Annotated in this window: 22 protein-coding genes and 1 pseudogene; 12 read left to right on the forward strand and 11 right to left on the reverse strand. The window is 60.2% G+C overall.

Annotated features, from left to right (window positions below; all coding sequences use genetic code 11):
* The first annotated feature begins 258 nt into the window (after positions 1 to 258).
* Entirely contained in the window at positions 259 to 1,587 is a 1,329-nt protein-coding gene (locus RLCC275e_RS16545) for a UDP-glucose dehydrogenase family protein (protein ID WP_003561875.1), read from the forward strand.
* Between the two features lie 115 nt (positions 1,588 to 1,702).
* Here RLCC275e_RS16545 and RLCC275e_RS16550 read toward each other — a convergent pair whose 3' ends face one another.
* A complete protein-coding gene (locus tag RLCC275e_RS16550) occupies positions 1,703 to 2,494 on the reverse strand; it encodes a metallophosphoesterase (protein WP_033180038.1) in 792 nt (263 codons plus the stop codon).
* 127 nt (positions 2,495 to 2,621) lie between these two features.
* Positions 2,622 to 2,753: pseudogene (locus RLCC275e_RS16555) on the reverse strand (TolC family protein); the annotation flags it as partial.
* A 296-nt stretch (positions 2,754 to 3,049) separates the two neighbouring features.
* Between RLCC275e_RS16555 and RLCC275e_RS16560 the strand changes: the two are divergent.
* Entirely contained in the window at positions 3,050 to 3,292 is a 243-nt protein-coding gene (locus RLCC275e_RS16560) for a KTSC domain-containing protein (protein ID WP_012758625.1), read from the forward strand.
* Between the two features lie 101 nt (positions 3,293 to 3,393).
* Here RLCC275e_RS16560 and RLCC275e_RS16565 read toward each other — a convergent pair whose 3' ends face one another.
* From RLCC275e_RS16565 to ung, 3 genes are all read right to left on the reverse strand, one after another.
* A complete protein-coding gene (locus RLCC275e_RS16565) occupies positions 3,394 to 3,999 on the reverse strand; it encodes an alpha/beta hydrolase (RefSeq protein ID WP_033180036.1) in 606 nt (201 codons plus the stop codon).
* 11 nt (positions 4,000 to 4,010) lie between these two features.
* Complete coding sequence (locus RLCC275e_RS16570; RefSeq protein WP_033180035.1) at positions 4,011 to 4,943, reverse strand: VOC family protein; 933 nt, start codon at positions 4,941 to 4,943, stop codon at positions 4,011 to 4,013.
* A gap of 135 nt (positions 4,944 to 5,078) precedes the next feature.
* On the reverse strand, positions 5,079 to 5,780 hold the full coding sequence (gene ung, locus RLCC275e_RS16575) for a uracil-DNA glycosylase (RefSeq protein WP_033180034.1): 702 nt from the start codon (positions 5,778 to 5,780) through the stop codon (positions 5,079 to 5,081).
* 239 nt (positions 5,781 to 6,019) lie between these two features.
* Between ung and RLCC275e_RS16580 the strand changes: the two genes are divergently transcribed.
* The 3 genes from RLCC275e_RS16580 (at position 6,020) to RLCC275e_RS16590 (ending at position 9,336) form a co-directional block, all read left to right on the forward strand.
* Positions 6,020 to 7,444, forward strand: coding sequence for a phosphomannomutase (locus RLCC275e_RS16580; RefSeq protein ID WP_033180033.1), 1,425 nt, complete (start codon positions 6,020 to 6,022; stop codon positions 7,442 to 7,444).
* A 39-nt stretch (positions 7,445 to 7,483) separates the two neighbouring features.
* A complete protein-coding gene (locus RLCC275e_RS16585; protein ID WP_033180032.1) occupies positions 7,484 to 8,911 on the forward strand; it encodes a mannose-1-phosphate guanylyltransferase/mannose-6-phosphate isomerase in 1,428 nt (475 codons plus the stop codon).
* A gap of 119 nt (positions 8,912 to 9,030) precedes the next feature.
* A complete protein-coding gene (locus RLCC275e_RS16590) occupies positions 9,031 to 9,336 on the forward strand; it encodes a hypothetical protein (RefSeq protein WP_033180031.1) in 306 nt (101 codons plus the stop codon).
* 36 nt (positions 9,337 to 9,372) lie between these two features.
* Here the strand turns inward: RLCC275e_RS16590 and RLCC275e_RS16595 are convergent, their stop codons facing one another.
* A complete protein-coding gene (locus tag RLCC275e_RS16595) occupies positions 9,373 to 10,329 on the reverse strand; it encodes an endonuclease/exonuclease/phosphatase family protein (RefSeq protein ID WP_033180030.1) in 957 nt (318 codons plus the stop codon).
* 281 nt (positions 10,330 to 10,610) lie between these two features.
* On the opposite strand from RLCC275e_RS16595, the gene RLCC275e_RS16600 reads away from it, so the two are divergent.
* Positions 10,611 to 11,627 carry an NAD-dependent epimerase/dehydratase family protein gene (locus RLCC275e_RS16600; RefSeq protein ID WP_033180029.1) on the forward strand — a complete coding sequence of 339 codons (1,017 nt, stop codon included), beginning with the start codon at positions 10,611 to 10,613 and terminating at the stop codon, positions 11,625 to 11,627.
* Between the two features lie 45 nt (positions 11,628 to 11,672).
* On the opposite strand, the gene RLCC275e_RS16605 is transcribed toward RLCC275e_RS16600, so the two are convergent.
* Positions 11,673 to 11,987 carry a hypothetical protein gene (locus RLCC275e_RS16605; RefSeq protein ID WP_012758634.1) on the reverse strand — a complete coding sequence of 105 codons (315 nt, stop codon included), beginning with the start codon at positions 11,985 to 11,987 and terminating at the stop codon, positions 11,673 to 11,675.
* 253 nt (positions 11,988 to 12,240) lie between these two features.
* The gene (locus RLCC275e_RS16610; RefSeq protein WP_003542181.1) at positions 12,241 to 12,393 is read right to left on the reverse strand and encodes a hypothetical protein; all 153 of its coding nucleotides are present in this window, start codon (positions 12,391 to 12,393) and stop codon (positions 12,241 to 12,243) included.
* A 425-nt stretch (positions 12,394 to 12,818) separates the two neighbouring features.
* Here RLCC275e_RS16610 and RLCC275e_RS16615 point away from each other — a divergent pair, with 425 nt between their 5' ends.
* The 6 genes from RLCC275e_RS16615 (at position 12,819) to RLCC275e_RS16640 (ending at position 19,033) form a co-directional block, all read left to right on the forward strand.
* Complete coding sequence (locus RLCC275e_RS16615) at positions 12,819 to 13,520, forward strand: CerR family C-terminal domain-containing protein (RefSeq protein WP_033180028.1); 702 nt, start codon at positions 12,819 to 12,821, stop codon at positions 13,518 to 13,520.
* Complete coding sequence (hlyD, locus tag RLCC275e_RS16620; protein ID WP_033180027.1) at positions 13,517 to 14,530, forward strand: secretion protein HlyD; 1,014 nt, start codon at positions 13,517 to 13,519, stop codon at positions 14,528 to 14,530. The genes RLCC275e_RS16615 and hlyD overlap by 4 nt, the downstream gene beginning before the upstream one ends.
* Positions 14,527 to 16,272, forward strand: coding sequence for an ATP-binding cassette domain-containing protein (locus RLCC275e_RS16625; protein WP_033180026.1), 1,746 nt, complete (start codon positions 14,527 to 14,529; stop codon positions 16,270 to 16,272). Before hlyD ends, RLCC275e_RS16625 begins: the two co-directional genes overlap by 4 nt.
* Entirely contained in the window at positions 16,269 to 17,396 is a 1,128-nt protein-coding gene (locus RLCC275e_RS16630) for an ABC transporter permease (protein WP_033180025.1), read from the forward strand. Before RLCC275e_RS16625 ends, RLCC275e_RS16630 begins: the two co-directional genes overlap by 4 nt.
* A gap of 1 nt (position 17,397) precedes the next feature.
* A complete protein-coding gene (locus RLCC275e_RS16635) occupies positions 17,398 to 18,507 on the forward strand; it encodes an ABC transporter permease (RefSeq protein ID WP_033180024.1) in 1,110 nt (369 codons plus the stop codon).
* 130 nt (positions 18,508 to 18,637) lie between these two features.
* Positions 18,638 to 19,033: a DUF1236 domain-containing protein gene (locus RLCC275e_RS16640; protein WP_033180023.1), complete on the forward strand. Its 396-nt coding sequence runs from the start codon at positions 18,638 to 18,640 to the stop codon at positions 19,031 to 19,033.
* Here RLCC275e_RS16640 and RLCC275e_RS16645 read toward each other — a convergent pair whose 3' ends face one another.
* The 3 genes from RLCC275e_RS16645 to RLCC275e_RS16655 form a co-directional block, all read right to left on the reverse strand.
* Positions 19,034 to 19,246, reverse strand: coding sequence for a hypothetical protein (locus tag RLCC275e_RS16645; RefSeq protein WP_033180022.1), 213 nt, complete (start codon positions 19,244 to 19,246; stop codon positions 19,034 to 19,036).
* Positions 19,247 to 19,344: 98 nt separating this feature from the next.
* Entirely contained in the window at positions 19,345 to 20,880 is a 1,536-nt protein-coding gene (locus RLCC275e_RS16650; RefSeq protein WP_033180021.1) for a winged helix-turn-helix domain-containing tetratricopeptide repeat protein, read from the reverse strand.
* Between the two features lie 149 nt (positions 20,881 to 21,029).
* A complete protein-coding gene (locus tag RLCC275e_RS16655) occupies positions 21,030 to 22,073 on the reverse strand; it encodes a Gfo/Idh/MocA family protein (RefSeq protein ID WP_003561895.1) in 1,044 nt (347 codons plus the stop codon).
* Positions 22,074 to 22,078 lie beyond the last annotated feature (5 nt).

The following is a 22,078-nucleotide window of genomic DNA, read 5'->3' on the forward strand; positions in this document are numbered from 1 at the left end:
AGCGACATAGACTGATTGATGCTGTTTCCGGATTGAAGTCGAGCCTGCTCTGACGAGCGGCTCGACTTGTCATATCGCCCACACAAACCTATGTTTTGGCTATCGACGGGACAGCGCGCGGTAAGCTGCGGTGCCCGGAGTTCGATTTCCGATATGGGTACCAGGCGATCTTCGGTATTGTCTTTTCGTCCAGATTAACTATGACGAACTCATGCTGCGACGCAGCATGACGTTCTACTCTAATGATTTGAGGGAAATATGCGCATCACGATGATTGGATCAGGCTATGTCGGCCTCGTTTCAGGCGTTTGCTTTGCGGATTTCGGCCACGACGTCATCTGCGTCGACAAGGATCTGAGTAAGATCGAAGCCCTTCGCGAAGGCCGCATTCCGATCTACGAGCCGGGTCTGGAACAATTGGTCGCCGAAAATACCAGCACCGGCCGGCTGTCGTTTTCGACGGATGTCGGCGAAAGTGTCCGCAGCGCCGATGTCGTGTTCATCGCAGTCGGCACGCCGTCCCGGCGCGGCGACGGCCACGCGGATCTCTCCTATGTCTACGCCGCTGCTCGCGAGATTGCCACCTATGTGGAAGGCTTCACGGTTATCGTCACCAAGTCGACGGTGCCGGTCGGCACGGGAGACGAGGTCGAGCGCATCATGCGCGAAACCAATCCTGCGGCGGATGTCGCCGTCGTTTCCAATCCGGAATTCCTGCGTGAAGGTGCGGCGATCGAAGACTTCAAGCGTCCAGACCGTATCGTCATCGGGCTGAACGACGACCGGGCGCGCGAAACCATGACCGAGGTCTACCGCCCGCTCTATCTCAACCAGGCCCCCTTGGTATTCACCACCCGCCGCACCTCGGAACTGATCAAATATGCGGCCAATGCCTTCCTCGCAATGAAGATCACCTTCATCAACGAGATCGCCGATCTCTGCGAACGGGTCGACGCAAACGTCCAGGACGTTTCGCGCGGAATCGGTCTCGACGGCCGTATCGGCTCCAAGTTCCTGCATGCCGGCCCGGGTTACGGCGGTTCGTGCTTCCCCAAGGATACGCTTGCTCTTGCCAAGACGGCGCAGGATTACGACGCGCCGATGCGTCTCATCGAGACGACGATCTCGATCAATGACAACCGCAAGCGGGCAATGGGACGCAAAGTCATTTCGGCCGTCGGCGGAGACATTCGCGGCAAGAAGATCGCGATCCTCGGCCTGACCTTCAAGCCGAACACCGACGATATGCGCGACAGCCCGGCGATCGCAGTCATCCAGACCCTGCAGGACAACGGCGCACAAGTGGTCGGCTACGATCCGGAGGGCATGGAAAATGCCCGCAAGGTAATCGACAACATCGAATATGCAAGCGGCCCTTATGAAGCGGCCGCTGATGCGGATGCGCTTGTTATCGTCACCGAATGGAACCAGTTCCGCGCGCTCGATTTCAATCGCTTGAAGCAGTCGATGCGCGCTCCCATCCTGGTCGATCTGCGCAATATCTACCGCAGCGACGAGGTGCGCAAACACGGCTTTACCTATACCGGCATCGGCACCAACCTTTACCAGGACGTCACCGGCGCCTGAGATCGTCTCCTGATATCTGATCGTCCTGACGCCGCGGAGCATAATCCGCGGCGTTTGGTTTTGAGCATGATGCCGAAAAGTGGAAGCGTTTTCGGACGACACTATGCTCGCCGATTTAAAGAATTCCGACCCGCGTCCCCTTTATCGTCAGCACGGTCAGCCGGCCCGTCGCCGAAACTGCGGTGTCGATGCCGATGCGTTGCGGACCGAATGTCGGGATTCGCGCCGGGGTGTGCCCATGGATCACCAGGACAGGAAGCTGCGGCCCTTCATCCAGGAAGGGCTGACGGATCCACATAAGGTCGCTGTCTTTCTGCCTCTTGAGGTCGATGCCCGGCTTGATGCCCGCATGAACAAAGAGGATCCTTCCCATCCGCAGCATGACCGGCAGCGATTCCAGAAATTGGATATGCCGTTCGGGTATCATGTTGCGAATGACGCGGGCGATTGTTTCGCTTCCAGCCGCCGACTGCAGCAGATGCTCGATGTCGATACCGTATGAGTGCAGCGTCTCCGTTCCGGCAAAGCCGAGCCATTCAAGAATGCGCGCCGGTTTGTGATAGAGATTCACCAACTCCGCGTCATGATTGCCGCACAGAACGAAACGCTGAAACCCCGGCGGCGGGGTCTTGCTCAGGAACTCCAGCACCGCGCTCGAATCGGGTCCGCGATCGACATAGTCGCCGAGCATGACGATGAGTTTCGGTCCCGGAATGCGCGCAGCATCCTGCTCGATGCGGCGATGTGCCTCGACGAGTTCATTATAACATCCGTGAACGTCGCTCATCGCGTAGACCGCAGCGAATTCGCCTTCGGAAAACGTTAGCCGAGCGCGTTTTTTACGGCCGCCAGCCAGTATCGGTATCTGTTGTCGCCATGGCCTTAGATAGTTAAACATGAAACCCATTTATGAGACCCGACGGAATGGCGGGTTGCCGGAAATAATCCATCTCTTATACACCGTTGTAACGGCATGAGGCTCAGTGTTCATAAGAATTTGACCTGATCGCGGCCCCCGCGAAGTTGTAACCGGAACCAGCGCTACCCGCTTGTTTTGTGAACGACGGCGAAATCGAACCACTGAGAGTGATGCTCGGATAAAGCTGCGACTCGGCAACGCCGATGTTGGCCGTTGCAGCGGCGAAGTCACGCTCCGCCTTGCGGATGTAATCATTCATACTTGGGAGGGTGCTGCGGTTAATATTACGCTATATTTTGCTGTACGATGGTTAATCCGGCGTTAAACCGGCGATTATTGCGTCTCTCGCAACCTTATCGGCTAATATTCCCCAAATGGAGCAGCCACAGGTATCGGATTTTCCACAGGCGAGACCTTCGAAAAAGCTGCAAAAATCAACCATAACGAGAGCAATCGGAAAAAAATAAACGTTAAAGAAGATGATGCTTGACGCCCCCGCGGCGCAGCATAATGATGGCGCGTTGCGAGTGTGAATGACATTTCTTGATCAGGAATCTCAGATCCAAAACTGCGGGGTGCAAAGTGGAAACTGCGGTTGATTCGAAACTTATCGAGGCGATCACCTACGACGAAGACAGCCGGCATCTACGGGTCTATCTGACCAACGGTCAGAGGCGAGAATATGAAGGCGTTCCCAAGGGCGTCGTCGTCGGGTTGACGATGGCGGAATCACCGGGAAATTTCTATATGAAGGCAATCAGGGGCAAATATCCTCCTCGCCCCTAATGTCCTATCGATCACGACGATAGGATCCTTGTTCCAGCAAAGATGCGGGACCGGCATTCCCGGTCCCGCAATCATTTTCCCGCCGAGCGGCGGTGCACACGTCAATAACGGCCGAGAAAATCGCGGACCGCATCGATTTCGAGCGGCGCAATCTCGTGACCGCCGGGATGCCAGACCGTCCTGACCTCCGCCCCTCGGTTTTTCAGATGTTCGGACAGCGCCTCGGTCATGGAGACAGGCGCAATCGGGTCTCGCTGCCCTGCCGTCATGAGCACCTTTCTTCCCGCCAGCGGCGACTGGGCTTCGGGTTGAAACGGAATGAGCGGGTGCATCAGAACCGCGGCATCGAAGATACCCTTCTCGATCAGGACATTGGCAAGAATATTTGCGCCATTCGAAAAACCCAGGCCGAGAATATCGGAAGCCTGGTACTCGTCCGCGAATTCCTTGACGTAGGCGGCCATCTTCTCCGTCGCCCGGGAAAGGTCGGGCATGTCGTAGACCCCCTCCCCGGTGCGGCGAAAGAACCGCGCCGCGCCGTGTTCGGAAACATCGCCGCGCGGCGAGAGGATCGTCGCTTCGGGCAGCAGGTGCCGACCGAAGTCGAAAAACTGGTTCTCGTCGCCACCCGTGCCGTGCAGCACCAGCAGGATGGGTTTATCAGGTGCACCGGCATGCAGCCGGTGCACATATCCTGTTTCGGTCATATCGCCTCTCCTTAGGCTTCGAGCGGCTGCAGGTGCTGCTCGAGCAGCGCGCGAAGATGGGCGTGCTGCTGCGGCAGTTTCAGGGCTTCGCCGAGATGAGCCGTATCCTCGTCGCGGTCGAAGCCAGGCTCATTGGTCGCGACCTCGAACAGCACGCCGCCCGGCGTGCGGAAATAGATCGCCCAGAAATAGTCGCGGTCGATCACCGGCGTGACCTGATAGCCGGTGTCCATCAGTGCCTTGCGCACTTCGAGCTGCTTCTCGCGGTTTTCGACGGCGAAGGCGACATGGTGGACGGAGCCGGCGCCGGGAAGCGCGCGGGCAATGTTCGGCATGGTCTCGAGATCGATGAGGTGCGCGCCATTGCCGGAGGGCATGATCAGTCGCCTGACGCCGTCCCTTTCCTCGGCAACCTCATAGCCCATGAACTTCAGGAGTTCGGCTGTGGCGCCCTCGTCCCTCAGCCGCATGGCGACGGAGTGGAAGCCGCGAATGGCATGGTCCTCGCTGATGCCGCCATGTGTCCAGGACTGGCGGGCATCATCCTCGACCTCGACGAGGGCAAAGCCATCGCCATCGGGGCCGGAGAAGTTCAGCCGCTTTTCGCCGAAACTTTCCTCGGCCTTCAGGCCGCCGACACCTAGCGCGGCAAGGCGATCGCTCCAGAAGCCGAGCGAACCCTTGGGAACGGAAAACACCGTCGTGCCGACCTCACCGGTGCCGGGACGGCCCTGCGCCATCTTCGGGAACGGGAAATAGGTCATGACCGTGCCGGGCGCACCGGTCTCGTCACCATAATAGAGGTGATAGACATCCGGCGCGTCGAAGTTCACCGTCTTCTTAACGCGGCGCAGGCCGAGCGCATGGGTGAAAAAATGGTTGTTGGTGCGGGCGTCCTGCGCCATCGACGTGACGTGGTGCAGACCCTTGATCTGATCGAGCATGTCAAACCCCTTTCATGCCCGCCGTTGCGGGCTTTCGATGAGGCTAAGATGCGCGCTGAAGCGCCCACAGAACAGACCCGCAGAGCAAAACGCATTGTCTTCTTTTAGTGAACGAACATCAACTTGCGTTCACACCTATGCACTATGGGGATCAGCCGGCAATTGCCAGTCGATCGGTGCACGGCCGCGCGACTGCAGGAAGGCATTCGCCTTCGAAAAATGCCCGCAGCCGAAAAACCCGTTATGGGCCGAAAGCGGCGAGGGATGCGGTGCTCTGAGCACGAGATGCCGCGTCGTATCGACGAAGGCGGCCTTGCGTTGGGCATAGGAACCCCAGAGCATGAAGACGACGGATTCGCATTCATCGTTGACCTTGCGGATGACGGCGTCGGTGAAGCGTTCCCACCCCTTGCCCTGATGAGCAGCCGCCTGCCCTTCCTCGACGGTCAGCACGCTGTTCAGCAGGAGCACGCCCTGCTTTGCCCAATGTTCGAGAAAACCGTGACGTGCCGGCGCTATGCCGAGATCCGTCTCCATTTCCTTGTAGATATTGACCAGGGAGGGCGGTATGCGCACGCCCGGCCGGACACTGAAACACAGTCCATGGGCTTGCCCAAGTCCATGATACGGGTCCTGGCCGAGGATGACGGCCTTGACGTTGGAGATCGGCGTAAGATCGAGGGCGCGGAAATATTCGCTGCCCTTGGGGAAAATCCGCTTGCCGACCTCTTTCTGCGCGACGAGGAAGGATTTGAGCTGTTGCATGTAGGGGCTTGAAAACTCCCCCTCCAGCGCGGCCTTCCAGCTCCCCTCGAGACTGACGGATGTATCGCTCATCTAGGAAAATCCTTCGCATAGGACGAAACAACGGACACACGGTTCTAACAAAATCGATCTACGCTGCAATGCCTGTCGGCTCGGCAATGGGTCTACACCTCCAGAATTCGGTGAGAGAAGATTGCGAGAGGCTGTCCGAGGCATCGTCGTCCGTATTTAACTATATGATGGCTTTGGTATTTACGCCGGCAGGCGGCCTGAGTAGAACCTTGATGGTGAAATCGGAGCCATGTCTTCCCATGAAATTCGGCACGAGCGGCCTTCGCGGACTTTCAGTCGACCTCAAGGGACGCGCCTCTGCCCTCTACGCCACCGCGTTCGGCAAGTATCTGCTGCAGACCGGCAAGGCGCGGGCCGGCGACGTCATTCTGATCGGCCGCGATTTTCGCGATTCAAGCCCTGAAATCTCGGGAAATTGTGCCGGTGCGCTTGCCGCGCTCGGCTTCCGGATTTTCGACTGTGGCACCGTCCCCACACCCGCCCTTGCCCTCTATGGCCTCGAGAGCAACGCCGCATGCCTGATGGTTACGGGCTCGCATATTCCGGCGGACCGCAACGGCATCAAATTCTATCGCCCGGATGGTGAGATCGACAAATCGGACGAGGCTGCCATCACCGCATTGGCCGCCGAGATCGAGCGAACCGGTGAAGCGGTGGCGCAGGCGCCAGCCGAGACGGAGGAGCATGAAGCGATCTGCCGGCAGCTCTTTTTCGAACGCAATGCAGCCCTGCTTCCGCAGGGCGCGCTGTCCGACATGAAGATCGGTGTCTACCAGCACAGCAGCGTCGCCCGCGACCTGCTGGTGGACGTTCTCGCCCATTACGGCGCCGAGATCACCGCTCTCGGACGTTCGGAGAGTTTCATTCCCGTCGACACCGAAGCCGTTTCAGACGAGACGATCACGCGGATGAAGCGCTGGGTGTCCGAGCACAAGATCGATGCGATCGTCTCGACCGATGGCGACGGCGACCGTCCGCTGGTCGCAGACGAAACCGGCACGCCGTTGCGCGGTGACCTTCTCGGCCTTGTGGCAGCCAATTTCCTCGGCGCCGGCACGGTGGTGACACCTGTTACCTCCAATTCCGGCATCGAGGCCGCGGGCTCTTTCGCCGTCCGGCGTACCCGCGTCGGCTCACCCTTCGTCATTTCAGCCATGGAAGAGGCCGTGGCGGCTGGCAAGGGTCATGTCATGGGCTTTGAAGCCAATGGCGGGCTGCTGACCGCAACCGCCTTTGATATCAACGGCCGGAACGTGCGTGCCTTGCCGACACGCGATTGTTTTATCCCGATACTCGCGATCCTGTCGCTCGCGGCCATCCGCAGGCAGCCTCTTTCTGCCGTTGCCGCCTCCTACCATCTGCCCTTTGCCGCCGCCGACCGCCTGGAGAATTTTCCGCTGGAGACGAGTGCCGCGCTGATGGAGCATCTGCGCGCTTCGGACGAAAATCTCTCGGCTTTCCTGCAGCCGATCGGCGAGGTGGCGACGAAATCCGACATTGACGGACTTCGGGTGACGCTGAGAGATGGCGGCATCATTCATTTCCGCCCGTCCGGCAATGCCCCGGAAATGCGCTGCTACACAGAGGCCGGCAGCGAAGCTGCAGCCCTGGAGCTGCTGAATACAGGGCTCAACCGAATAACAGACTGGGCAGGCGCCCGGTAACATGCGACGAACAAGCCGTTTACTTCAAGGAACCCGCCTATGACGCAGAAAATCGTTCCCGTGATCATGGCCGGCGGCAAAGGCACGCGGCTCTGGCCGCTTTCCCGTGCCACCGCACCGAAACAATTCATCCAGTTCGTCGGCGACAAGACGTTGTTTCAGGAAACTCTTGAGCGCGTTTCCGATCCCGAGCTCTATGAAGCCCCGATCGTCGTCACCAATGAGGAATTCCGCTTCCTGGTCGCCGAGCAGGCACGCGAGCTTGCCATCCCGCTCGCCGCCGTCCTGCTCGAACCGGTCGCCCGCAACACAGCCGCAGCAGTGGCCGCCGCCGCAACGCTCGCTGGCGAGCTGTTCGGCAAGGGCACCATCATCCAGATGCTCGCCTCGGATCACGAAATTCTCGCCGACAAGAGCTATTTCGATTGCATCCGCATCGCCCGCGATGCCGCCGCCGACGGCAACCTCGTAACTTTCGGCATCAACCCGACGGAGCCGGCGACAGGCTACGGCTATATCGAGATCGGCGATGCCCTCAAAAACGGTGCGCACAAGGTCAAGCGCTTTGTCGAAAAGCCGGCACTTGAGAAGGCCGAGCAGATGCTCGCCGACGGCGGCTTCTACTGGAACTCGGGCATCTTCATGTTCCCGGTGACGGAACTCATCGCCGAACTGCAGGAATATGCACCCGATGTGCTGAAGGCGGCCAGCAAGGCCGTTTCGAAGGCGAGCCGCGACCTTGATTTCACCCGTCTCGACGCCGACCATTTCGCCAAGAGCCCCGATATCTCCATCGATTATGCGATCATGGAAAAGACCTCCAAGGCAGCAGTCGTCCCCTCGCCGTTCAAATGGTCGGACATGGGCAGCTGGGATTCTGTCTGGAAATCAGGCGCCCGCGACGACAACGGCAATGTTGCCGCCGCAAACACCACCGTCGTCAATACCCGCAATTCGCTCGTCATGACCCGTGGTGTGCATCTTGCGGTCCAGGGCATGGAGGATGTCGCCGTCATCGCCAGCGAGGACGCTGTCTATGTCGGACCGCTCAAAGACAGCCAGAATGTCGGACAATTGGTCAAGATGCTGGCGTCTTCTTCCACTACCGCGAAATTCACCGAAACCCATCCGACATCTTATCGACCCTGGGGCGGTTATACCTCGATCTTCAACGGCGACCGCTTCCAGGTGAAGCGTATCTTCGTCACGCCGGGCAAGAAGCTCTCGCTGCAAAAACACCATCATCGTTCCGAACACTGGATCGTCGTCAAGGGAACGGCTGAGGTGACGGTCGGCGAGAACGTGCGTATGCTGCGCGAGAACGAAAGCGTCTACATTCCGCTTGGCGAAGTCCACCGCCTCGCCAACCCCGGCAAGATTCTTCTCGAGCTCATCGAGGTTCAGACGGGCTCCTATCTCGGCGAGGACGACATCATCCGTATCGTCGATGAGTTTGGAAGAACGTAAAATCGCAGCCGGAGCGATGGTCGGGCCTTTTCCGGCGCGACCATCCTCGCTGTTGAATTTCCTCTTGGGGTTCTCGTAGAATGGATGTACCGACAGACATGACCGGAGATATCCCCCTGATGCGTACCTTGCCCGTCCTTGCCGGATTTGTTGCAATCATGGTGCCGGGAATGGCGTTTGCCGAAACGGCAAGCATGCGAACCGCAAACGAGTCGGAAATTCGCCAGCACCTGCCCGGTACGTCCGAACTGAAAGAAGCCAAGAACGGCTACGAATATCGCGACGGCAATAAGAATGGCTACAAGATAACCAATGGCCAGGTGTGCGTCCTGTTCCCCAGCAAGAAGACCGATTGCGTCAACGTGAAAACCGACGGCAAGACCTTTCAGATGATCGACAAAAAAGGCGGCCGAACCCGATTCTGATTTGTCGCCCGGCAAGATTTCCGTGCCCAGGCAAAATCATTTTGCCGGTGAAGTTTCGCCGTCCTTGTCGAGAACGAAGTCGGCGACCAGGCCCAAGTGATTCGAGCCGAGATTATCATCGAGACGTTCCAGCGATGTCAGATGAAGCGGCGCGCGCGCAAATATGTGGTCGATGGCGATCCCGAGCGCGCCGGCGCCGATCGGCCATGTTGCCGGTTCTGGCGTGATCGTTTTCAGCTTCTGCTCGCGCAGGAAAGCTTGGATGCTCGGGGCGATCGCCGAGGAGTTGAAATCACCTGAAAGCACCACAGGGCCGTCGATCGAGCCAAGCGCTTTGCCGAGATCTTCCAATTCAGCCATCTGGAAATCGTCGAAATATGGTTTGGTCAGGTGCGCGGAAACCAGATTGATAGTTTCGCCGCCGAAGTCGACGCTTGCTATAACAAGCCTGTTTTTTCGAAGACTGCCCATGCTTGCGACCTGCCGGCTGACGAACGGGCGTTTGGAGAGCACCAGCGTATCGCATGTATCCTTCCCGGCATCGCAACCGATATGATAGGGATAGGCCTTGAACAATTGCTGCAGGTGAAACGTCAGCGGCTTGGCTTCGAGCAGATTGACGACGTCGGCATTCGACGCGATCACCATGTCCGTGATTTCAGTCGAGTTTTTCCAGTTGTCGATCGCGATGTTGAACGACATCAGACGAAAAAGCGGCTGCCTGTCGGTGCCTCTGTCGCCCTCCGAGAACTCGCGCAGCATGACGACGCCGTGAACGACGAGAAGAAGCGAGGCAAGCAAAAGGATGAAGCCGTAAATCTGTCTCTTGATGGCCAGAATGATCAGGCTGGCGGCGACAAACACGACGCCGAGGTGAACCTGAAAGCTGTAGACGAAGGACAGAAGCCAGAAGTTCGTGACATAGCGTAACGACACGATCGCGATGGCAACGGTCAGAAACGCGCAGAGAATCCAATAAATTATATCTCTCATCGATCCTGACCTGCCTGCAGACGACCGGCCGGCCATAACATGCAAGCAATCATGTTGCAACGCAGCATGACGGCCGAGAGTTGCGGCTAACCGGCAGACGATATCGATGGTCTCGCCCTCATCAAGCAAGGCAGCGGCGGGCAGGCCGCCGACAGTAGAGACAGCGCTGTGACCTTCTCTTTCAAAGACCTATCGACTCGGCCTCTTTTTATCTTGTAAGTGGGGTCACTTGATACGGAATCGGCTCTTTGCCGTCGGCAGCGAGCCGAGAAAAGGTGGGAATGCGCTACTTCATTACAGGGACTGCCGGCTTTATCGGTTTTCATCTGGCCAGGCGCCTGCTGCAAGAAGGGCATGACGTCACAGGCTTCGATGGCCTCACTCCCTATTACAACGTCAAGCTCAAGGAGATGCGCCATGCGGCACTCTCCCAGTTTCCGACCTTCAAACCCGTTATCGCGATGCTCGAGGACCGCCCAGCGCTAGAAGCGGCTGTTCTGGCGGCTAAGCCCGACATTCTGATCCACTTGGCCGCACAGGCCGGCGTGCGCTACAGCCTGGAAAATCCAGAGGCCTATCTCCGTTCGAACGTCGAAGGCTCGTGGAACATCATGGAAATCGCGCGGCGCGTCGAAATTCGCCATCTGATGCTGGCCTCGACATCATCGATCTATGGCGCCAATGCGACCGTCCCCTTTCGCGAGACCGATCGCGCCGACGAGCCGCTGACCATCTATGCGGCGACCAAGAAATCGATGGAACTGATGGCGCACAGTTATGCCCATCTTCACAAGATTCCAACCACGGCTTTTCGCTTTTTCACCGTTTATGGCCCATGGGGCCGGCCCGACATGGCGCTGTTCAAATTCACCAAAAACATGCTTGAAGGCCAGCCGATCGAGATCTACGGCGAAGGCAACATGAGCCGTGACTTCACTTATATAGACGATCTCATCGAGGCGATCGTCAGGCTATCGGCGGTCGTCCCGTCCGAGGAAAATCGCCTCGAAAACACGGCTGTCGAAACGCTCTCGCGCCAGGCGCCCTTCCGTGTCGTCAATATTGGCGGAGGCCAGCCGGTCAGCCTGATGGATTTCGTCGAAACGGTGGAAAAGGCGCTCGGCCGTCCTGCCATTCGCAAGATGCTGGCAATGCAGAAGGGTGACGTGCCGCGCACCTTCGCAGCCCCGGATCTGCTGGTCGCGCTGACCGGATACAAGCCGGATACGACCTTGGATGTCGGCGTCAAGGCCTTCGTCGACTGGTATCTCGACGTACGCAGCGAACTCGACGCCTAGATCAGGATGATTCGAGGCCGGATCGACCTAGAATCTAGCCAGGTGTCAGCGGAGAAACGCAACCGCTTGTACGGCCTCGACCGCCGTCGAAAACACGTAGTCGACAACAACGGTCAGGCTCTGCGAATAGGTCTTGAGCCGGTAACCCTCGCCTTCGATCTCGGCCGGGCTGCGCAGGACGAACGGAACGCCAGGGCGCACGAAACCGGCGCGGGTCGTCAACGGAACCTCGGGCGAATGGCCGATGGCGGAGGTGTACATCAGGTCGCGGGCAAGGCTGGCTGGGCCGATGGCGAATGCCGGCTCGGCAGCGGCAGTGATGGTCAGGCTCAAGGCGATGGCGGCAAAAGTTCTGTGCATGTCGAAGTCCCCGTTTGCGGATCGGCGGGCTTTCGGTTTGCCCGGCTCCAAACGATCGATGCGTCTGTCCACGCTTCGGTCGCTTTGATGAGACCACTCTACACATCAGTATTTTCAGGGCTTTTAAGCGGATCGGTCAAATTTTACGAAATTTGATTTTCTGTCCGGAAGGGCTCGGAACGCACAAGGAAATAGGTCCCGGCCGCTGGCCGGGAATGCAACATCGGCAATGACCTGGACGGTGTATCGCAGTCTACAAAATGCGATCCAGCTTCTTGTTGATATGCAGGTTCGGCATCACTCCCGCGCTTTGCGCCGCATGATAGGATTCGCGGGCCGCATCGAACGAGATCGACCACATGATGGCGCTGAGCAGCAGCGCGATGATATAAATCTGAATACGCATCGAACCGGGGATACGGAACGAGCAAGGCAGTTTTGTGTCAAAACATGGTCACAAGAATCACGAAAAAGTGGCGGGCTTTTTGTTTCGCAGTCGGTTGACGCCGGACACATTAGTGTCGTGAAAATTAGCGATATTGTATCGCTACCTGTTAGCAGCCGACCCCGAGGCTTGGTACCCTGAGAGACCCGTTCCCACGGGTCTCTTTGCCTTGTTTCCGAACGTTTTCCAGAACAACTGAGATCGCCCTGATCCGAATTGGCGCTGAACCGCTGAACGGCACATCTCGCCCCCAATCAGACCACGCGTCCAACCGTGAGCGATGTCGCGTTCTTGCCTTTGCCTCAGCAATGGCATCGGCCGATAACATCTGTTCTAAAATATATCAATCGATTGACTTATTTTCCTGTCAATGTTATAAAATTGTCATGATCCTAGAACACGACAACCAGCCAGCGGCCTCCGCCCGTGCAGAGATCGCACGCCAGAAGATGTTGTCCGCCGCCCTCGACGTCTTCGGCCGTTATGGCTTCGACGGCGCCTCGACGCGCCAGCTCACGGAAGCGGCCGGCGTCAACCTGCAGGCCATCCCCTATTACTTCGGCAGCAAGGAAGGCCTCTACATCGCCACGGCCGAATATCTGATGATGCGGATCAATACGCATGTCGGTGACATCAGGGCCCGCGTCGGCGCGCATCTGCTGGCGCTTGATGCTGCGGGCAAACAGCTGAGCGAAGCTGAGGCCCGCCATTTCCTGACGGAGATTTTGCAGACCATGGTGACGCTATTTGTCGGCAGGGAATCCGAATCCTGGGCGCGCTTCCTGATCCGCGAGCAGATGGAGCCGACAGAAGCCTTCACACGGGTCTATCAGGGCCTCATGCGTCCGATGATCGAGATGGGCCGGCGGCTAATCGGCGCCATCCTTCGTGAGGATCCCGCCTCGGAACATGTGCGTCTGCGCACCTTCACCCTTCTCGGCAGCATCCTCGTCTTTCGCGTCGCCCATGCAGCCGTGCTCGCCCAGATGGAGTGGGATGGCGTCGGCCCGGAACAGGTGGAAACGGTGCGCGGCCTGGCCGCAGAGCTGGTCGATGCCATCGGCCCGCTGAAAGGAAGTGCCGCATGAAGCGCATCCTTCCCATCGCCATCCTTCTTCTCGTTGCGGCAGGGGCCGCCGCCTGGTGGTACGCCCTGCCCGAAAAGCTCGGCTGGTGGCCTGAGGCTAGCCGCGAATTCGTCCTTTATGGCAATGTCGATATCCGCCAGGTCTCGCTCGGCTTCCGCGTCAGCGGCCGCCTCGCCGAACTCCATGCCGACGAGGGCGACGTCATCAAGAGCGGAGACGTTCTCGCAAAGCTCGATGCAGCTCCTTATGAATTCGCGGTCCGCTCGGGCGAAGCCAATGTCGCAGCCCTCCAGGCAACGCTCGACAAGCTGAAGGCCGGTCCGCGACCGACAGAGATTGCCCAGGCGCGCGCCGCCTATGACGAAAGTATCGCCGATCTCCGCAATGCCAACCTCGCCTATGACCGCGCCCGCCAGCTGCGCCCGCAGGGCACGATCTCCGAGGCAAGCCTTGATCAGGCGACCGCTGCGAGGGCGATGGCCGCCGCACGCTCCGATTCCGCCAACGAGGCACTGAAACTGCTGCTGGAAGGCTCCCGTGTCGAGGATATCGCCGCCGCCGACGCCCAGCTGAAGGCGGCTGAGGCAACACTCGCCTCCGCCCGCACTTCGCTTGATGATACCGAGCTGCGCGCCCCGAACGACGGCGTCATCCTCTCGCGCGTGCGGGAAAATGGCGCGATCGTCTCGCCGGCGGACACCGTCTTCGTGTTGTCTCTGACCGAGCCTGTCTGGGTGCGAAGCTATGTCGCCGAGCCTGATCTCGGCCGCATCCATCCCGGCATGAAGGTTTCTGTCGCCTCCGATACGGCGCCCGACAAGCCCTATGAAGGTACGATCGGCTTCATCTCGCCGGTCGCCGAATTCACCCCGAAGTCGGTGGAGACGCCGGAACTGAGGACCGACCTCGTCTATCGCCTGCGTGTTGTCATCGACAAGCCCGGCCCGGATCTGCGCCAGGGCATGCCAGTCACCGTGCGCTTTTCTACGCCGACGGCGAGCGGACAATGACCGCCGCCGAGACCGGCCGCGACGACAAGCCGCTCGTCCGGATCGACGGCGTCACCAAGCGCTTCGGCGATGCGCCAGCCGCCCTGGACGCCGTCTCCGGCATGATCGGCGGCGGCGCAATCACCGGTCTCGTCGGCCCTGACGGCGCCGGCAAGACGACGCTGATCCGCCTGATGACCGGCCTGATGCTGCCCGACACGGGAACGATGGAGGTTCTCGGCTTCGACACGCGCAAGAACCCCGCCGGCATCCAGGCGGCGATCGGCTACATGCCGCAGCGCTTCGGTCTCTATGAGGACCTTTCGGTGCAGGAAAACCTCGATCTCTATGCCGATCTGCGGGGCCTGCCGAAGAGCGAACGCGCCAGCGCCTTCGACGAGCTGCTCACCTTCACCGATCTCAAGCGTTTCACCGGCAGGCTCGCCGGAAAGCTCTCCGGCGGCATGAAGCAAAAGCTTGGCCTTGCCTGCGCGCTTTTGAAGAAACCGCGGCTGCTGCTGCTCGACGAGCCTGGCGTCGGCGTCGATCCGATCTCGCGCCGCGATCTCTGGAAGATGGTCGAGAACCTGACCAAGGAAGGCATCGGCGTCCTTTGGTCGACCGCCTATCTCGACGAGGCTGAAGCCTGCGACCATGTGCTGCTCTTGAACCAGGGAAAGCTGCTCTTTTCGGGAAAACCTGATGACATGACCGGCCGCGTCAGCGACCGGGTTTTCCGCGTCTCGGGCATGACAGGGCGCCGCCGGCAGGTGCTCGCCGGGCTTCTGCAAGCCGATGGCGTCATCGACGGCGTGATCCAGGGGGAAGCGATCCGCCTCGTCGCCGCCAAGGACAAGAAACCGGATATCGGCTCGGTCGGCAATGGCGCGACGCTCACCCCTGCCCCGCCGCGTTTCGAGGATGCCTTCATCGACATGCTGGGCGGTGGTCCTGGCGGCCGCTCGAGGCTGGCCGAAGCGCAAGAACCGACGAAGGGCGATGACGACCGGCCGGTGATCAAGGCCAAGGGACTGACCAAGCGCTTCGGTGATTTCACCGCAGCCGATAATATCAGCTTCGAAATCCGCCGCGGCGAGATCTTCGGCCTGCTTGGCCCAAACGGTGCCGGCAAGTCCACCACCTTCAAGATGCTCTGCGGCCTGCTGAAGCCGACCGGCGGCGAAGGCCGTGTTGCTGGCTTCGATCTTCGCCGAGATGCCGCCGAAGCCCGCAACCAGCTCGGCTACATGGCGCAGAAATTCTCGCTCTACGGCGATCTGACCGTCATGCAGAACCTCGAATTCTTCTCTGGTGTCTATGGGCTTCGCGGAAAACACCGGCGCGAACGCATCGATCTCATGGCCGGCATCTTCGATTTCGGCCGCCATATCGGCCAACCGGCCAAGGACCTGCCGCTCGGCCTGAAGCAGCGCCTGGCGCTTGCCTGCGCCGTCATGCACGAGCCGCGCGCCCTTTTCCTCGACGAACCGACCTCTGGCGTCGATCCGATCACCCGGCGCGAATTCTGGACGCATATCAATGCGCTGGTCGAAAAAGGCGTCACCGTGCTCGTCACCACCCATTTCATGGACGAGGCGGAATATTGCGACCGCATCTCGCTGATCTACCGCGGCCGCTCGATTGCGCTCGGCTCGCCCGATGAATTGAAGGCCCGGGTCGCGACCAAGGAGCAGCCGGACCCAACGATGGAGGACGCCTTCATCGCCCTCGTGCAGCAATCGGAAGCGGAGGATGCCGCATGAGCGCCTCTTCCGGCAGGCTTCGGCGCCTTTCAGCCCTGGTGCGCAAGGAAAGCTTCCAGGCGATCCGCGATCCGAGCAGCATCCTCATCGCCTTCGTGCTGCCGCTGATCCTGCTCTTTCTCTTCGGCTACGGCGTCTCGCTCGATACCACCCGCACGCGCATCGGCCTGGTGACCGAGGAGATGACGCCGCTGACGCAGGATCTGTCGGCCAGTTTCCAGGCCTCGCGCTATTTCGATGTCGCCATCGGACGCGACCGCCGTCTGTTCGAGGAAGACCTCGTGCTCGGCAAGGTGCGCGGCATCGTCGTCATTCCGGCCGACTTCACCACGCGCTACACCGCCGGCAACCGCCCCGATATCCAGGTGATCGTCGACGGCTCCGATCCGAACACCGCGAATTTCGTGCAGAATTATGCCCAAGGCACTGTTGCCAACTGGGAGCGGCGGAGGCAGGCGGACGTCGCCTTGCATAGTCCTGCCATCTCGGTCGAGCAGCGCTTCTGGTTCAATCCCGAGCTGACCAGCCGCAATTTTCTCGTGCCCGGCTCGATCGCCATCGTCATGACACTGGTCGGCACGCTTCTGACCTCGCTCGTCGTCGCCCGCGAATGGGAGCGCGGCACGATGGAGGCGATGATGGCGACACCAGTGACGGCGGTCGAACTGCTCGCCGGCAAGATCCTGCCCTATTTCCTGCTCGGCCTCACCTCGATGACGCTCTGCGTGCTGCTTGCGGTCTTCCTCTTCGGCGTGCCGTTCCGCGGCTCCGTCGCAGCCCTCTATGCACTGTCGGCCGCCTTCCTGGTCCCGGCGCTCGGCCAGGGCCTGTTGATCTCGACGGCAACGAAGAACCAGTTCCTCGCCTCGCAGCTGGCTCTGATCTCGGCCTTCCTGCCTGCTTTCCTGCTGTCTGGCTTCCTCTTCGAGATCAATTCCATGCCGACCGTGATCCAGTGGATCACCTTTATCGTGCCGGCGCGCTACCTGATCCCCAGCCTGCAGACGGTATTCCTCGCCGGCGACATCTGGCCGATGTTTCTGCAGGCGATCGGCATGATGCTGACCATCGGCGCCATCATGTTCGTGCTGGCGGCCCGCAGCACCAGAAAGAGGATCGGTTGAGATGTGGACAAGGCTCTACGCCCTGATCGTCAAGGAACTGCTTGCTGTGCTGCGTGATCCGAAAGGCCGCGCCATCCTGATCGGCCCGCCGATCGTCCAGCTTCTCGTCTTCTCCTATGCGGCGACGCTCGAAGTCCGCAATGTCGACGTGATGATCCTCAACCGCGACAGCGGCCACTGGGGCCAGGAACTGATCGAGCGCATCGACGGCTCGCCGACCTTCCGGAAAATCGAGATTGCAGGAAGCCAGGCGGAGGTCCGGATGGCGATCGACAACCAGACGGCCATTGCCGCCGTTGAGATCGGCCCGGACTTTTCGCGCAATATTGAGGCGGGAACGCCGGCCGACCTGCAGGTGGTGCTCGACGGCCGCCGCTCCAACGCCTCGCAGATCGTCGCGGGCTATCTCTCACAAATCGGGGCGGCGCTTGCCGCCGAGACGCCGGCCGGCAAACGTACCGGCGCCGAGATCGTCTCCACAGTGCCGCGCAACTGGTTCAACCCGAACCTCACCTATCAGTGGTTCATGGTGCCGAACCTGATCGCCAGCATCGCGCTGCTGATCGGCCTGATCGTCACGGCGCTGTCGATCGCCCGCGAGCGCGAGCTCGGCACCTTCGACCAACTGATGGTCTCGCCGCTGCGCATCCATGAGATCCTGATCGGCAAACTGATCCCGCCGATGATGATCGGCCTCTTCCACATCACCGTCTATATCCTGGCCGCCGTCTTCCTCTTCGACGTGCCGCTGCGCGGCTCGCTATTACTGCTGTACGGCAGCGCAATTTTCTATCTCGGTTCGGTCGCCGGCCTCGGCCTGTTCATCTCGGCGCTGTCGATGACACAGCAGCAGGCGATCCTCGGCGCCTTCCTTTTCATGGTTCCGGCCATGCTGCTCTCAGGCTTTGCGACGCCGATCGAGAACATGCCAGGGTGGCTGCAGCCGGTCACATTGATCAATCCGCTGCGCTATTTCCTGGTGATCGTCAAAGGCGTCTTCCTCAAGGATATTCCGCTGAGCGAGGTAGTGAACCAGACGATTCCGCTGGCGCTGATCGCCACTGTTACGCTCAGCGCCGCCGCCTGGCTTTTCCGCCGGCGGCTGGAATAATGCCTTCGGACCCATGCTTCAGCCGCCTCACATAATGTGAACCGGCCGTCCAAAGCGTGACTCTCTCCTGCTGGAACCTAGGATTGGCGTGGTCGTTACCCCAGTGCAATCCAAGAAAAGGAGAAGCAAAATGTACAAGATTCTCGTTGTCTCCAGCGCCCTTGCGCTGTCGTCACTTGCAACCAATGCGCTCGCTGATGGAGCCGTGACCGGTGCAGCCGGTGGCGCCATCACCGGCGCAATCGTCGGCGGCCCTGTGGGTGCTGCCATCGGCGGTGTGGCCGGCGGTGTCGCCGGTGCCGTTGTCGATCCGCCGCCGCGCGAGGTCGTCACCTATGTCGAGCAGCAGCCAGCCCCGACCGCCTCCGTGGTGGTCGAGCAACCGATCGTCGTCGGCAAGCCGCTTCCGGCGGACGTCGTCGTGACGCCGGTGCCTGACAATCCGAAATATGCTTATACGGTCATCAACAATCAACACGTGATTGTCGAACCCCGTACCCACCGCGTGGTGCAGGTCATCGAATAATCAGGCGACCGAAGCCGCCTGTTGCGGCTCGGCAACTTCCGGCCCCGCTTCGGCGGGGCCGTTTTTCGTGCGCCTGCGCCGGGCGCCGATCAGCGCAAACAGGCGAAGAAGGCGACGTGGCAGCGTAAACCCCTGCGGCAGCGCCTCTATCGGAATTCGCTCACCGTAAAGCTTGCCCTGTTTGAGCGATAGAATATGCATGCTCGAAAGCATGAACCGATCCTCCATCCTGATTGATGGGATCAGCGTGGCCGAAGCGACGGGGCTGGGTCCTTAAAGTCCGACTAAAAGCTGCAAAAACTTGCAAAAGCCTATGGCCGCGGCCGCATCCCGGCGCGCGCCAGCCCTTCCAGAACAGGTGCAAAACGCTGTGGATCCTTGGCCGGTTGACCCGCCAGAATGCCTTCCAGCGTCACCTCAGGTGCAATCGCCTCGAGCATATGCAGGAACTGGCGCGCCTGCTCCATATTGCCGAGATGCGCGTGTGCGGCGATCAGCATCCAATAGGTCGGGTCGAAATGGGCGTTGAGCGCCAGCGAACGTGACGCGTGTGATATTGCAGCCTCGTAATTGCCGCGGAAGATTTCGGCCATGGCGATGCCCGTCAGCGAAAAACGCGCATCGGGATCGCGGGGTCCGAGCCTCACGGCGCGATGCAGGCGCTCGAGCGCGTCATCGATATCGCCGCAGTGCAAGGCCGCAATGCCCGAGCAGGCCGCAACCAGAAGATCGTTGGGATTGGCAGCCGCAGCAGCCTCCAGCACGGCCACGCCGCCTTCATAATCCTTGCCTGTCTGCAGCAGCGCCATGCCGCAATGAGCCATCACCCGGGGATCGCCGGCCGAATGCTGAAGCCCGCGACGGGCAAGACTGATGCATTCCGCCTTGTCGTCCTTCCCGAGCCGCGGCCAACCCATGGTCATGCGATGTTCGAGCGCCCAGGCAGCATGCGAAAGCAGCATCGCATTTTCCGGCTCCATGGCCAGAGCCTCCTGCAGCAAGGCATAGGCGACGGCGTTGTTTTCGATCGACTCGTCGATGATCGCAGCAAGGGCACGCAGATAGAGATCGTAAACTGCCGGACTGTTCGGCCTGTCGCGTCGTGACCTATGGATCTCGGCGATCTCGATCGCCGGCTCGACGATCGAGGCGACGCGTTCAGTGATACGGTCCTGGAAGGCGAAGATGTGGCTTATGCCGTCTTCAAAATGATCGGCCCAGAGATTGGTCGCCGTCACGCCGTCGACCAGTTGCGCATTGATACGCACCTGCGCGCCTTCCCGCCGGATGCTGCCTTCGAGCACGTAGCGTACTCCCAGCTCCGCCGCCACCTGTCGCACATCGATGCTGCGCCCCTTGTAAATGAAGGCGGAATGGCGCGAGACGACCGAAAAGGAGCGGAAACGCGCAAGAGCCGTGATGATCTCCGCCACCACGCCATCGGCAAAATAATCCTGGTCGACATCGCCGCCGAGATTGACGAAGGGAAGAACCGCGACGGAAGGCGGCTGCGGTGCCACAGGCACCATCCCGGCAGCCTCCTGGCGCGGCAGGCGATAACCGACCCTGGGAACGGTGACGATCCAGTCCGTGCCATCGGGGCTTGCACCGAGAAGCTTCCTGAGCGTGGCAATCTGAACCGTGAGATTGCCTTCTTCCACGGCAAGCCCCGGCCAGGCCCGGTCCATCAGATCCGCCTTGGTGACGACGCGGCCCTCAGCCTCCAGCAGCATGCCGAGCAGTGCTGCCGGCCGTGGTCCCGTCGCAACGGACTTCCCTTCCCGCCACAGGCTTCCTGTCACGGGATCGTAAACGAACGGACCAAAGGAGAGCCTCAAGCTGCCCATGCTGAAGCATAGCGTCAAAATCTCGCAAACGAAAAGCGGATGACGCGCCGATACGCCACAAAAGCCGCCGTCGGATGAACTGACCCTGGAAAGTTGGGCATCCACTTTCGGGGGTAGTTCACCGGCGGCAGCTTGTCAGTAAAGCACGTTCAGACCTTCAGCTCGCGCCGCTCGCGTTCGGTCACCATCGCAAGGTCGAGCACCTTCTGCAGGTTGGCGGCGTGGCGGAAGTTCGGGTCCGGCTGAACGCCGCTTGCCACGGCCTCGGCAAAACGCTCGTAGTTGGTCGCCACCGGTTCAACCTCGATCTTCGTCCAGGTGGCAGTCTCGACATCCTCGCCGAGGCAGCCGTGCAGCTCGGAACCGCTGGGACGATGGATGACCTCAAGGCTGCCCCTCTCGCCATAAATACGCAGCTTCAACTCGTTCAGATGTCCTGTCGCCCAGCGGCTGGCATGGATGACGCCGAGCGCGCCATTGGCAAAGTCGACAGACATGGTGAAGCTGTCATTGGCATCGAGCAGATATTCGCCGATCTGGCCGCCTGGCGCCTTGTTAAAGGTCTTCAACCGCGCAAAGACGTGGTCGATGTCGGTCGCCGCGCCATAGGCGGCGAAATCCAGAATATGGATGCCGACGTCACCGAGCACGCCATTCGAACCATGACCGGTGGAAAGCCGCCACAGCCAGGTGGATTCCGTGCGCCAGTCGCCCCAGGCGCGCGACACCAGCCAGCTCTGGAGATAAGAGGCTTCCACATGTCTGATCGTGCCGAGCTCGCCGGCGAGCACCATCTCACGGGCGCGTTGCAGCGGCGCGACGTTGCGATAGGTGAGGTTGACCATGTTGATGACGCCGGCCTTTTCGGCCGCCTCCGTCATCTCCAGCGCCTTCGCATAGTTCTCCGCCAGCGGCTTTTCGCAGAAGACGTGCTTGCCCGCGGCAATCAGCGCCATCGTCGTCGGGTGATGGATGCGGTCGGGCGTGACATTTGTTGCCGCATCGAATTCACCCCAGGCGATCGCCTCCTCCAATGAAAGAAATCGCTTTTCGATGTTGAACTTGTCGGCGAAGGCCGAAAGCCGCTCGGGATCGGTGTCGACGGCGCCGACCACCGTCACGCCGTCGATGAGGGGGAAGCGGGCGAGCTGGTTTTTCGCCATCACCCCCGTGCCAAGAACGAGTAGTCGCATGGGTG

This window comes from Rhizobium brockwellii (assembly GCF_000769405.2).
GTDB lineage: Bacteria > Pseudomonadota > Alphaproteobacteria > Rhizobiales > Rhizobiaceae > Rhizobium > Rhizobium brockwellii.